Here is a 13,330-nt window from a genome sequence, read left to right on the forward strand (position 1 = left end):
CATTCGTGATTATTGGTTATTCCAAATAATGAGCTTCATTTCTGTCATTTCTTCCATTGCATATTTAATGCCTTCACGGCCTGTACCACTTTCCTTCACGCCACCATATGGCATATGATCTACACGATAAGTTGGCACATCATTAATAAGGACGCCCCCTACCTGTAATGCTTTGGAAGCTTTAAAAGCCGTCTCAATTGATGGTGTAAAAATACCTGCCTGTAGTCCATAATGAGAATCGTTAATAGCTTCTATTGCCTTCTCTATAGTAGATACTGAATTCACGATAACAACTGGCGCAAAAATTTCTTCACAGGATACCTTACTTTGTGAAGATACGTTCGATAAAACAGTTGGCAATAAAACCTGATTGTCAATATAACCACCAGCAATGATTTTAGCCCCTTCAGCAACTGCTTCTTCAATCCACTCATGGGCTCGTTCTTGTTCTGCTGCTGAAATCATCATGGCTATATCCGTTGTTTCATCAAGAGGATCACCAATGACTAGCTGTGCCACTTTAGCGCTGAGCTTGTCTAAAAACTCATTTACGATACTTTCCATTACATATATTCGCTGCAATGAAATGCATACCTGACCTTGATTTGAAAATGCCCCCATAATTATTCGGTCCATAATCTGATCAAGTTGAACGCCTTCGTCAACAATCACTCCTGCATTCGACCCTAATTCTAACGTTACCTTTTTTAAACCTGCACGATTTCGTAGCGAAATCCCTACAGCAGGACTTCCCGTAAACGTTATCATTTTCACATGAGGATGTGCTAAAAATACATCTCCTACTAATTTCCCCTGCCCAGTCACTAGATTAAAAGCTCCCGCCGGTAAATTGGTTTGTGCCAATAGTTTTGCTAGAAAATGAGCGGATAGAGCCGTTTGAGTAGCTGGCTTTAACACAATCGTATTACCTGCCGCTAAAGCAGGACCTACTTTATGCGCAACTAAATTTTGTGGGAAATTAAACGGTGTAATTGCTGCAATTACGCCGATTGGCTCTCGAATGGTATAGGCAAAACGCCCTTCCCCATTTTTAGAAGCGTCCATCGGAATCATTTCGCCAGATAATCGTTTAGCCTCCTCTGCGGCAAATTTATAGGTTTCAATGGTGCGATCAATTTCAGCATAGGCATACTTGAGCGGTTTTGCTGATTCTAGTGAAATAATACTAGCTGCCTCTTCTCGATTTTCCAAAAAGAGTGTCGATAAATGCTCCAAAATTTCTGCTCGTTGAAAAGCCGTTAACGCAGCCATGCTCTTCGCAGCTATTTGTGCACTTGCAATGGCCTCATGTATATCTTGTTCAGTGGCCATTGCAAAATGGGCAATCACCTCTTGTGAATGCGGGGCTTGAACCTCCATATACTCTGCAGTCATCTTCCATTCTCCATGAATCCATAAGCCCCTTTTCAAGACTTATCTCACTCCTTTCATTTATGGTTACGTATTCATTTCTGAAAATAAAGAAATGAATACGTAACCATTTCGGTGCAAAAAATAAACTGACGTTAAATCAGTTCATTTTTACACGTTGTATTTCTTGGGAAAAGTTTAACAGACTCTGTTTGCTGGATGCAAGTATTTTTTTTCTCCATAACCTCAAATAATTTTTCAATCGCTAAAAATCCTAAGTTTTCTTCTGATGTAATCCCTACTGTTGTCAAAGCAATGGAATGATGTTTACTAAGCTCCACATTATCAATGCCGATCACATTGAAATCCCTAGGAACCTGAAAGCCTCTTTCTAAACAAAGGTTCAAAATTTCTATAGCGATGGCATCTGTTGCTGCACAAATTGCTGTAGGTCTTCTGTCCAGTTTTAATAGTTCCTCAAAAGCCTTTTCGATATCTTCCTTATTCGTATTGGTAAAAAATGTAGGTACAGATTTAGCTTCTATTTCATGATCCTTTAGTGCCTTTTCAAACCCATGGTAGCGACCAAAAAAAGTACTCATTTGATGTGGACCACCAATCCAGCACAGTGATTGATGCCCTAATGATAAAATATGATTAGCTGCTAGATATCCTGCTTGCACATTATCTATTTCTACAAAATGTCTATTTTCTTGATGCTTACGATTAAACATAATAAATGGAATTCCTAGTTTTTCTAATGTAAAAAATAAATCATCTTGATAGAGCATCGAAGATAATATAATGGCATCTGCCTTCGTTTCTAAAACTGCATTGTAAATCGAGTGTAAATTATCTTCTGTACCAAAATAAACGTTAACTTTATAGCCACGGGCGTTGACATAATTAACGATAGCGGTCGTCGTATCAACAAAAAAAGGATTGTGTAAAGGACCTGATATTAATGTTATAATGCCTGTCTTTTTCTGAACAAGCGATCTAGCTATATCATTTGGAATATAGTTTAAGTCCTCAATCGCTTTCATCACTTTTTCAACTGTTTTTGGCTTTACTAGCTCTGGTGTATTCAACACTCTTGACACGGTTGTTTGAGATACACCAGCATGCTTTGCCACATCTTTTGAAGAAACCAAAAAACCACCCATTTCATTGTTGTAAAGCTATATTATACCATACATACCTATTGATGATAGGGAGTTAGGGTGTCACTTTCTCTCATAAGGCTTTACCGCTTCACTCGCTTTGAAATTGTAGACAGGCTTAATCATCTTAATAATATCCACTGTTTCTCCAATAGCAGATGTAATTTCTGCCATAGGCTTATAGGCCATTGGTGCCTCGTCTAATGTTTCTTCATTGACTGATGTTGTCCAGATTCCCTCCATCGTCTCTTTAAAATCTTCCATATTCAACGCTTTTTTAGCGGCACGGCGTGAGTACATACGTCCTGCACCATGTGGGGCTGAATTATTCCAATCAGCATTGCCTTTCCCTATACAAATAAGTGATCCATCGCGCATATTCATAGGAATGACAAGCTTCTCTCCTTTATTGGCACGGACGGCTCCCTTACGTAGCGTCATTGTCTCTGTCTCAATATAGTTATGAATCGTATCAAATGTATCTATCAACTGCCAATTCATATGTTTTGCAATGGTTTCAGCAATAGTCCAACGATTCATCTGCGCAAATTGCTGCGCGATTTTCATATCATGAATATAGTCATGGAAATGTTCGCCCTCCAGATAGGCTAACTCTTTCGGAACCACAGGGTGTTTCTCTTTATAGGCTTGAATCATCGCTTGGATTTCCTTTTCTCGCCCTTGTTGTTTAAAGCCCTCTATTTTTTCAGTCAAATCTTGCTGACGTAAATTGTCATAGGCTCTTTTTTGATGCCAGTTTGCTACTTTTGCCCCCACATAACGTGAACCAGTATGAATTAGTAAATAGAACTGATTTTCCTCATCTTTAGCCAATTCAATAAAATGATTGCCTCCACCAAGTGTCCCTAACGATAGATTCGTATACTCATCCTTAAAGCCACTTGCTTTGAACTGTTTACCTTCGAACGCTAAAAATTGTCGGTCAGGCGATAGTTCCTTATGAACCTCTTGACCGCTCGGTACATACGTTCGAATGACAGTATCGAGTTTCTCATAATCTACCTTCGTTACATCTAATTGCGCTACAAATACACCACAGCCCACATCCACACCGACCAAATTTGGCACAACCCGCTCCTGTAGGTGAATGGTCGTGCCAATAACACAGCCTTTCCCTGCATGATAATCAGGCATAATACGTACCTTTGTACCTGACATAAACGCCTGATTCGTCAATTCTTGAATTTGATCGATCGCTGATGGCAATGCTGTTTCAGCATAAATTTTAGCCTCCGTGTAACGTCCTTTAATTTCAATCATTTTTACCCCTCCTTACCATTTATACGTACAAATGGAATGATATGTTTCATTCCATAAAAAAACGCCCTAAAAGATTCATTCTTTTAGAACGTTTTGTAAAGTTTATTCTGCATATTGTATGGCTAGTTTATTTGGTATCTCTGGAATATCATTCGATTTCACATCTTCTTCTTGTAACGTTAAGCATTGCTGTGGATACATTTCCTCCACCTCAAAAGGTATAGCAATACTCTCCATTTTATTATTCATTTGACTACGTGCCAATAAACCATTCCTCGAAAGATCGATGTTCAAAATAGCCTGCACCGTTTCTTCAAGCATTTCTAGGTCCTTTGCTTTCAGTGGCATTTGTTCCTGCATTAAGAAAGGTTGAAGATGTTCCTTAATATAGCCCTGTGCTTCAATTAAACATGAAAATTCATTTAATTTTTCAGCATAGCGCTTTAATTGTCGCTTCTCTTTCGCACGTTGTTGATTTAATTCCTGCACTTTTTGTTCAATACGACTCATACGTTCCTTTACTAAATTGACTAAATAAGGTTGAATGTCTCGAACTGCTTGCAACATGGACGTTTCTGCTTGCAGTACATTGTCGTATTGAGCTACACAAACCACTTGCTGCTCATTTAATTTTTGCACACGCTCTTTGAAAAATTCATTTTGGGTATGCTGACCGAAGATAGCCTTCATAAGCCCTTTACCATGAATCTTTTTATGCTGTGCATCTAGGCGTTCATATTCTCGTGAATACTCACTGTGCATAGAACGATACTCCCGTAACATTTGTTGATAATATACAGCGATTTCAGTAAATTTTTCTACCTTCTCATCTTGTAAATAATCATGCTGCGAGATAGTTTGTAAGAGCTGATAAAGGGTTTGAACATGTGTAAATGTATTGGCCACCTGCTCATATTCTTGCTCATATTCCTTAACTATCGCTAAGTCACGCTGATAGCGAGAAAACTCAAATTGGGTATCACCTGCGTATTTTTCAATATTCTCAACAGCAGACTGAAATGGGTCACGTCGTGGAATAACAGTTAATTCGAAGCGGAACCGTTCAAGCCATTGCAAGAAGCGAATTAAAATGGCATAGGTTTTTTTTTCACTATTTTCAGCCACACGATGTATGTGAGCTATTAAATGGTCATATTGACTTTTCTGCCAAAGCTCAAGGTTGCCCGTTTGCTTGGCTGCCAGTGCATTCGTTGCGGAAATAGCTATAAAATCACTCATCAAATGGCCAATACGCTGTTGTTCAGCAGTAATAAATGCGTCTGCATGCTCATCAGCATCAATACCATTGATGACACATAAAGGCTCCACTCCTTTATGCTTTAACGTATCCATTAATAAAAGCTCAGCATCAATCGCCCTAGAGCCGGCACGTAAAACCCAGAAAATCTCATCTACACGGTTCATCAGTGCTTCAGAGAAATAGGCCATTTCACCTCCCCCAGCTTCTAAGGAAACCGAGTCAATGATTGTCACAGATTTTAATAAATCATTTTTTAAATATACTTCCAAGTAATCTAAATGTTCACGTAAAATCTGCGAAGCAAATGTATCACCTGTTGTTAGTAGTTCTAATTTACTAAGATCAAATATGGCTACAACGCCATCTAAAAAATAGGCTTTAATCTCTTCTTGTTCGCCATATCGAATAAATGTATTGACACCTGTCGGATGTTGATCATTTACAGATAAAACCTCACGTCCGAGGAGTCCGTTGACTAGTGTCGTTTTGCCTACTCGTTGTTTACCGACGATTAAAATCATCGTTTGGTTATTAGCATCTTGAATAATACGATTTAAATGTTTAGCTGTATCTTTCACATATGTATTTTGGACAATAATACCGTACAATTGTCGAAGTTGATCAACAAATTGTGGCAATATATTATTCGCTGAGGTTGTATATTCGATTGGCGTATGGTCAATGTTCGTCATCCTCAAAACCTCTTTTCGTATGCATCTATAAGACCATTATAAATGATACTAATGCTTTACTAATATATAGATCAACGAAAAGAGGACAATATACTTATGCATTTATACGACAAATAGGAATTCATCCTTATACCGTTGTAATGTCATTTCACATTTCATTCACAATTCAGACTAAAAGAAATAGCCAATTTTATGAATTTTACTAAAATCGCCAGCGTAAATAACCTTTATTATAGCTATTTAGATCTACCTGTTCTTTTTGGAATACTATTCCCCGGTGCCTGCCATACGCGCGTAAACTTCCCCAAGTGTAGGCATGCCTCCCTGTGCACTAAATTTTTCAACAGACAATGAGGCAGCAAGATTAGCAAAGTACACTGCCTCATCTAATGATTGACCCTCTACTAAGGCATAAGCTAGTGCACCGTTAAAGGTATCACCTGCACCAGTTGTATCCACAGCAGTCGTCATATAGCCTGGTATATGAACGGGAAATATACCATCAAAATAACGCGCACCATCACTTCCTAGCGTTATAATGAGCTTATTAGGATACTTTTCTAGCAGCTGATCGATGGGCTCGTTAAAAATTTCTGCACATTCTGTTTCATTTGGCGTTAAATAGGCGATATCCTTCATCCACTGTTTATCAAAATTTGCCGCTGGTGCAGGATTTAATAATATTGGCACTCCCGCCTCTTTACATAGTTGAATGGCATATGCTGTTGTCTCTTTTGGAATTTCCAGTTGAATGATCACCATTTGGCTTTTTTGTATCAACTCTTTGGATGCCTCAATATGTGTAGGTGCTAATTCATAGTTTGCGCCAGGCACCACTACAATTCGATTATCTTGATTGTAAATAAGTATATTAGCAATACCTGTTGGAGCTGTAGCACTATGAACAATGGCATCTGTGTTTACTTGCTCTTGCTGTAAACCTGCACATAATGTTTCACCAAAGCTATCCTGACCGACACAGCCAATCATCGCCACGTCACTCCCAAGTCGAGCAGCCGCAACTGACTGATTTGCCCCTTTTCCTCCTGGAACTGTTTGAAATGCATGGCCAAGAATGGTTTCTCCTTGCTTTGGAAAAGCATTCATTTGTACAACTAAATCCATATTCAAACTTCCTATAACTGTAATCATTAATGTCCCTACCTTTCTTCTAAGCTCTATTTTAATGGAGAAAAAAGGTCAAGGACAGGGTGTTTTAATAGCCTTTTTAAAGTTTTCCTAATAATCCTTTTCTAGCCTCACGTTCAATTTTACTATCACAATCTTCGCAGGAGAATTTTCCTTTCATATTTCTTTTATACAAGGTATATTTCCTTGTCCCTTCCACAACCTCAAACGTCTTTTTGCAAAAAATACAGGAAACTGAATAAGTAATCATAATCTATTCTCCTTTCAAATAACTTGCTACTTCCACATTATCAAAAAATACCATTTATTCACAATGTTTATATTCAGAATATTCTTGTCAAACTTACTTCTATTCACATTCTATCCATAATTATTAGTATGGTTATTTGCTAACGCAAAAAAACTGAAGACAACTCTCAGTTTGTCTTCAGTCTCCAATAATATATTAATAGGCTACTCGCTTCTCTTCATAAGTAGCGATATGTTCTTCGTATTTAAAAGTTAAGGCAATCTCATCCCAACCATTTAGCAATGTTTCCTTGTAGTACGGATCAATTGTGAAATGATAGACTGTTCCATCATCATTTGATACCGTTTGTGCTGCAAGATTCACTTCCACTGAATATGGATTTGCTTTGCCCTTCGCTAGAATTTCATCACATTCTGCTTCTGTTAGCTTAATAGGAAGAATCCCATTTTTAAAGCAGTTATTATGGAAAATATCTGCAAAGGAAGGCGCAATGACGACATTAAATCCATAATCCAATATGGCCCATGGTGCGTGCTCTCGAGAAGAACCACAGCCGAAATTATCCTGTGCCACTAGAATCTTTGACTCTTTAAATTCTGGTTTATTTAATACAAAGTCTTTTATTTCATTGCCGTCTGCATCAAAGCGCCAGTGATAAAATAAATACTGTCCAAAGCCTGTGCGCTCAATACGCTTTAAAAACTCTTTTGAAATAATTTGGTCTGTATCCACATTTTTACGATCCAGTGGTGTAATAACACTCTTTACGATATTAATTGGTTCCATTTTCAACATCCCTTCCGTGTAAAAACAAGCTTTACACAGTTTCCTTTACAAATTCACGTACATCTACAAAATGCCCTGCAATTGCGGCTGCAGCTGCCATTGGTGGAGATACTAAATGTGTACGAGAACCAGCTCCCTGACGCCCTTCAAAGTTGCGGTTGGATGTGGAGGCACAGCGTTCACCAGCTGGGACTACATCATCATTCATCGCTAAACACATGGAGCAACCTGACTCTCGCCATTCGAAGCCGGCGTCTATAAAGATTTTATCTAAACCTTCTGCCTCTGCTTGTTTTTTCGTAGTATGAGAGCCTGGAACAACGATTGCTGTAACATCGCCATGTACCTTTCTTCCTTTAATAACATCAGCAGCTGCACGTAAATCACTAATACGCGAGTTTGTACAGGAGCCAATAAAGACATGCTGGATATCAATGGACGTTAATGGTTGCCCTTCCTCTAAGCCCATATAATCAAGAGCTTTTTGAAGTGCTGCCTTATCGGATTCATCTTTATAATCTGCTCGTGTTGGGACGTGGCCAGAAACTCCTGTACCCATCGATGGATTGGTTCCCCATGTAATGATAGGCTCGATTTCTTCCGCATGAATAATACGAACTGTATCGTAAGTAGCATCCTCATCAGAAGCTAGGCTTAACCAATAGTTAGCTGCTTCCTCAAATTGTTCACCTTGTGGGGCATATTTACGACCACGAATATAGTCTACCGTTGTTTGATCAGGGGAAATAAGCCCTGCCTTGGCACCAGCTTCAATCGACATATTACAAATCGTCATCCGTTCTTCCATGGACAGTTTGTGGATAGCTTCTCCAGTAAATTCCACAATATATCCTGTGCCGACTCCAATTCCGAATTTTGCAATAATCGCTAAAATAATATCTTTAGCGGCTACTCCGACTGATAGCTCCCCTTCAACACGAATTTCCATTGTCTTTGGCTTATTTTGCCATAATGTTTGCGTCGATAATACATGCTCTACCTCAGAAGTTCCAATACCAAAGGCAATCGCTCCAAATGCACCATGTGTGGATGTATGTGAGTCACCACAGACAATCGTTTTGCCAGGCTGTGTAAGCCCTAGCTCTGGTCCAATAACATGGACAATTCCTTGATCAGGATGGCCCATACCTGCAAGCTCAACACCAAACTCCTCAGCATTTTTGGCTAAAGTTTCAATTTGGTTACGTGCAATCGGATCATGGATGGTTGGTAAATTTTTTGTTGGAACATTATGATCCATTGTTGCAAAGCTTAAATCTGGGCGACGTACTTGACGTCCAGTCATCCGAAGTCCTTCAAAAGCTTGCGGAGAAGTTACTTCATGAATTAAATGAAGATCAATATATAACAGGTCCGGTTTGCCCTCTTCCTGATAAACAACATGTTTATCCCAAATCTTTTCAATTATATTTTTACCCATTGTCTTCACCTATTTCTTTAGATATATGTTGTCATAATGCTTTGTGAAACAAAACTAGTATCAATTTCATTAATAACCTTGTCTGTCCATTCATTTGTTGATAAAACTCTACTGCCATCACGGGCAAGATCTGCTGTAAAATAACCATCATCAAATACCGCACTTACGGCACGTTCAATTTCTGCTGCTTCTTCCTTTAAGCCAAACGAGTATTGAAGCATCATCGCTACAGAAAGAATGGTTGCTGCAGGATTTGCCACTCCTTGCCCTGCAATCTCAGGTGCTGACCCGTGTACTGGCTCATATAGGCCAAAATTATCTCCACGAATAGATGCCGACGGTAATACACCTAAAGAACCCGTAATAACAGATGCTTCATCACTTAAAATATCCCCGAACATGTTTTCTGTAACTACTACATCATAGTGTCCAGGATTTGTAATCAGTTTCATCGCTACAGAATCTACTAGGTTATGTTCCACCAAAACATCTGGATATTCTTTTTTCTTTGCTTCTACGACTTCTCGCCATAAACGACTTGTTTCAAGAACATTCGCCTTGTCAACAGAGCATAACTTGCCTCCACGTAAACGTGCTAGCTCAAAGGCATTTTCAACGATACGCTCTACTTCTGCTTTCGAGTAAACAGTTGTATCAATTGCGCCATTTTCAGTACGCATACGTGGTTCCCCGAAGTATACGCCACCTGTTAGTTCACGAACTATCATTAAATCAACGTTTTCAGCTACTTCACGCTTCAATGGTGAAGCATCTAGTAAACTCGGGAACGCCTTTACAGGACGTAGATTAGCAAATAAATCAAAGTGTTTGCGAATTCGCAATAATCCCTTTTCAGGGCGTAATTCAGGTGGATTCTGATCCCACTTTGGCCCTCCAACAGCTCCTAGTAGAACCGCATCACTATTCTCACACATCTCAATTGTTTCATCTGGTAGTGGATTATTGTGTTGGTCGATGGCAGCGCCCCCGATTGTTCCATACCCTAAATGGAAAGTATGATTAAATCTTTTACCAATCACTTGTAATACACGCACAGCAGAAGCAACAACCTCTGGCCCAATTCCGTCACCAGGAAGTACTGTAATTTTTTTCTCCATCATCAAAACACCCTTCTTTATATAGCGCATTCGCTAATTTTGTAAAGACGCTCACCAAATATATGAGTGATGAGCGTATTCAATTTTCTTGATTAACCTTATACGCCATGATTATTGCATCCGACTTGTGAATGGTACCTCACACATTTCACTACTTGTAAAACTGGACGATTAATTAAACTGGATGTGCACGAAGACTTTCTTTTATTAAATGACGGTTAATAGCATTTAAATAAGCTTTCGCCGATGCTTCCAAAACATCCTGAGAGGAGTTGCGGCCAGTCGTCGATACATGATCATAACGAATATTTATAACAGCTTCACCAAGTGCATCACGGCCTTTCCCCACTGATGTCACACGGTAATCAATCACATGAACAGCACTTGGTACTAGCTGCTCTAGCGTGTTAAAAATGGCTTCTACTGACCCAGAACCAGTGGCAACTACTGTTTTCTCTAATCCCTCTGGTGTTAGCACAATGGCTGTGGCCGTCGGAATATTTTCTGTACCATATTGCACTTGAACCATTTTCAATTCAAATAGTGGCACATCCTCTAACTGAATTTGCTGTTCCGTAAGAAGAGTCAGTAAATCTTCCTCAGTAATTTCCTTTTTACGATCCGCCAATTTTTTGAATTTCAAAAACGCCTTATTCAACTTTTCATCTGATAGATCAAAGCCCATTGTTTCAGCTCGATCACGGAAGGCTGCTCGACCAGAATGTTTTCCAAGAACTAAAGGTATTTCACCTTCACCGATCAGTGCAGGTGAAATAATTTCATAAGTTTCTGGATTTTTTAACACACCATCCTGATGAATACCAGATTCGTGTGCAAATGCATTTTTCCCAACAATCGCTTTGTTTGGCTGAATCACGACGTTTGTCAATTTACTGACTAATTGGGACGTACGTTTAATCTCTTGCAGCTGTATCCCTGTCTCTACCTGATAAAAATCCTTACGTATATGAAGGGCTACGGCAATTTCTTCTAACGCTACATTGCCTGCTCGCTCTCCAATGCCATTAATTGTTCCCTCCACTTGTGCAGCACCATTTTCAATTGCCGCCAATGTGTTGGCTGTTGCCATTCCTAGGTCGTCATGACAATGGGCAGAAAATTTGACTTTATCAGCGCCTTTTACGTTTTCCAGCAAATACTTAAATAATGCACCATATTCGTAAGGGGAGGCATAGCCAACTGTATCAGGGACGTTAATCGTTGTGGCCCCAGCGGCAACCACTTCATTCATAATTCGTACTAAAAATTCACGATCTGAACGGAATGCATCCTCAGCAGACCATTGTACAAGGGGAAAGTATTTTTTCGCATATTTAACCGCTTCAACCGCTTGCTCGATGACTTGTTCTGGTGATTTTTTCAGCTTGTATTCCATATGGATGGGTGAAGTAGCTAGAAAAATATGAATATGTGGTTGTTGAGCTACTTTAATAGCTTCCCATGTCGTATCAATATCCTTTTGGATACAACGAGCAAGGCCCGTTACGACTGAATTTTTTACTGTTTCAGCAATGCGATGGACTGCATCAAAGTCACCGGGTGACGAAGCAGGAAACCCTGCTTCAATAATTGTCACACCAAGGCGCTCTAACTGTTTAGCAATTTCTATTTTCTCTGCTGTATTTAAATTGATACCAGCAGATTGTTCACCATCGCGAAGCGTAGTATCGAAAATATCAATTTTTCGCACTTGTCGCCACTTCTCTTACCACTTTTTCTTTACCTTCGTTGATGAATGGCATCATCTCACGTAGTTTTGCGCCTACTTCTTCGATTTGATGGTTCGCACCTGCCTCTTTGAACTTTGTATATTCAGGACGACCATTTTCATTTTCTTGAATCCAACGGCGAGCAAACGTACCATCTTGGATATCCGTTAACACGTCTTTCATACGAGCTTTTACAGACTCATCGATGATGCGTGGTCCTGCCACATAATCTCCCCACTCAGCTGTATCTGATACGGAGTAACGCATTGTTGCCATTCCACCTTCAAACATTAGATCAACAATTAGCTTTAACTCATGTAGTGTTTCGAAGTATGCTAATTCTGGTTGGTAGCCTGCTTCCACTAACGTTTCAAATCCTGCTTTTACTAGCTGCGTTGCGCCACCACAAAGTACTGCTTGCTCGCCAAATAAATCTGTCTCTGTTTCTTCTTTAAATGTTGTTTCAAGAAGGCCACCACGTGCGGCACCAATGCCTTTACCGTAAGCAAGTGCTAAATCTTTTGCTTGGCCCGTTGCATCTTGGTGGATAGCAAATAAACCTGGTACACCAGCACCTTCTTGGAATTGACGACGAACCAAATGCCCTGGTCCTTTTGGCGCTACTAAAAATACGTCTACATCTGCTGGTGGTGTAATTTGCCCAAAGTGAATATTGAAGCCGTGTGCAAACATTAGCGCTTTCCCTGCTTGTAAATGTGGAGCAATTTCTGCTTCATACACAGCTTTTTGTCGCTCATCTGGTAGTAGAATTTGGATTACATCTGCTTCTTGTGCTGCTTCAGCCACTGTTTTTACGTCAACACCATCTGCTTTAGCAGCATCAAAAGATCCACCTGGGCGAACCCCTACTACTACGTCAAAGCCTGATTCTTTTAGGTTTAATGCATGTGCATGACCTTGTGAGCCGTATCCGATAATAGCGATTTTCTTTCCTTTTAATACTTCCTCGTTAATATTTTGTTCATAGTACATTGTAGCCATTGTTGTTTCCTCCTAGAATTTGGTTTATTTTCACAGCTCTAGATGCATGACATTTTGGTAGTACTCACATCTATCACATCTAAAGC

Annotated in this window: 11 protein-coding genes; all 11 read right to left on the reverse strand. The window is 39.6% G+C overall.

Annotation, left to right across the window (positions count from 1 at the left end):
* Window positions 1–9: 9 nt before the first annotated feature.
* Window positions 10–1,431: an aldehyde dehydrogenase family protein gene (locus MKX57_RS14335; protein WP_107922506.1), complete on the reverse strand. Its 1,422-nt coding sequence runs from the start codon at window positions 1,429–1,431 to the stop codon at window positions 10–12.
* A 95-nt stretch (window positions 1,432–1,526) separates the two neighbouring features.
* On the reverse strand, window positions 1,527–2,525 hold the full coding sequence (locus MKX57_RS14340; RefSeq protein ID WP_090002613.1) for a LacI family DNA-binding transcriptional regulator: 999 nt from the start codon (window positions 2,523–2,525) through the stop codon (window positions 1,527–1,529).
* A gap of 72 nt (window positions 2,526–2,597) precedes the next feature.
* Entirely contained in the window at window positions 2,598–3,815 is a 1,218-nt protein-coding gene (locus MKX57_RS14345) for an RtcB family protein (RefSeq protein WP_107922507.1), read from the reverse strand.
* A gap of 102 nt (window positions 3,816–3,917) precedes the next feature.
* Window positions 3,918–5,768 carry a dynamin family protein gene (locus tag MKX57_RS14350; RefSeq protein WP_089986331.1) on the reverse strand — a complete coding sequence of 617 codons (1,851 nt, stop codon included), beginning with the start codon at window positions 5,766–5,768 and terminating at the stop codon, window positions 3,918–3,920.
* Window positions 5,769–6,035: 267 nt separating this feature from the next.
* Window positions 6,036–6,920: a ribokinase gene (rbsK, locus tag MKX57_RS14355; RefSeq protein ID WP_008180503.1), complete on the reverse strand. Its 885-nt coding sequence runs from the start codon at window positions 6,918–6,920 to the stop codon at window positions 6,036–6,038.
* Between the two features lie 76 nt (window positions 6,921–6,996).
* Entirely contained in the window at window positions 6,997–7,167 is a 171-nt protein-coding gene (locus MKX57_RS14360; RefSeq protein ID WP_008180501.1) for a hypothetical protein, read from the reverse strand.
* Window positions 7,168–7,362: 195 nt separating this feature from the next.
* Window positions 7,363–7,953 carry a 3-isopropylmalate dehydratase small subunit gene (gene leuD / locus MKX57_RS14365; RefSeq protein WP_043990735.1) on the reverse strand — a complete coding sequence of 197 codons (591 nt, stop codon included), beginning with the start codon at window positions 7,951–7,953 and terminating at the stop codon, window positions 7,363–7,365.
* 31 nt (window positions 7,954–7,984) lie between these two features.
* The gene (leuC, locus tag MKX57_RS14370; protein WP_008180497.1) at window positions 7,985–9,394 is read right to left on the reverse strand and encodes a 3-isopropylmalate dehydratase large subunit; all 1,410 of its coding nucleotides are present in this window, start codon (window positions 9,392–9,394) and stop codon (window positions 7,985–7,987) included.
* A gap of 17 nt (window positions 9,395–9,411) precedes the next feature.
* Complete coding sequence (leuB, locus tag MKX57_RS14375) at window positions 9,412–10,512, reverse strand: 3-isopropylmalate dehydrogenase (RefSeq protein WP_043990737.1); 1,101 nt, start codon at window positions 10,510–10,512, stop codon at window positions 9,412–9,414.
* A gap of 175 nt (window positions 10,513–10,687) precedes the next feature.
* Complete coding sequence (locus MKX57_RS14380; protein WP_089986330.1) at window positions 10,688–12,223, reverse strand: 2-isopropylmalate synthase; 1,536 nt, start codon at window positions 12,221–12,223, stop codon at window positions 10,688–10,690.
* Entirely contained in the window at window positions 12,210–13,244 is a 1,035-nt protein-coding gene (gene ilvC, locus MKX57_RS14385; RefSeq protein ID WP_008180491.1) for a ketol-acid reductoisomerase, read from the reverse strand. The genes MKX57_RS14380 and ilvC overlap by 14 nt, the downstream gene beginning before the upstream one ends.
* Window positions 13,245–13,330 lie beyond the last annotated feature (86 nt).

This window comes from Lysinibacillus sp. FSL M8-0216, assembly GCF_038595555.1.
GTDB classification, from domain to species: Bacteria; Bacillota; Bacilli; order Bacillales_A; family Planococcaceae; genus Lysinibacillus; species Lysinibacillus fusiformis.

Excerpts from the sequence above, each read along its gene's own strand:
- ilvC (WP_008180491.1), bottom strand. The coding sequence starts at position 13,244 with ATGGCTACAATGTACTATGAACAAAATATTAACGAGGAAGTATTAAAA.
- leuC (WP_008180497.1), bottom strand. The coding sequence starts at position 9,394 with ATGGGTAAAAATATAATTGAAAAGATTTGGGATAAACATGTTGTTTAT.
- MKX57_RS14345 (WP_107922507.1), bottom strand. The coding sequence starts at position 3,815 with ATGATTGAAATTAAAGGACGTTACACGGAGGCTAAAATTTATGCTGAA.
- MKX57_RS14350 (WP_089986331.1), bottom strand. The coding sequence starts at position 5,768 with ATGACGAACATTGACCATACGCCAATCGAATATACAACCTCAGCGAAT.
- rbsK (WP_008180503.1), bottom strand. The coding sequence starts at position 6,920 with ATGATTACAGTTATAGGAAGTTTGAATATGGATTTAGTTGTACAAATG.
- MKX57_RS14360 (WP_008180501.1), bottom strand. The coding sequence starts at position 7,167 with ATGATTACTTATTCAGTTTCCTGTATTTTTTGCAAAAAGACGTTTGAG.
- leuD (WP_043990735.1), bottom strand. The coding sequence starts at position 7,953 with ATGGAACCAATTAATATCGTAAAGAGTGTTATTACACCACTGGATCGT.
- leuB (WP_043990737.1), bottom strand. The coding sequence starts at position 10,512 with ATGGAGAAAAAAATTACAGTACTTCCTGGTGACGGAATTGGGCCAGAG.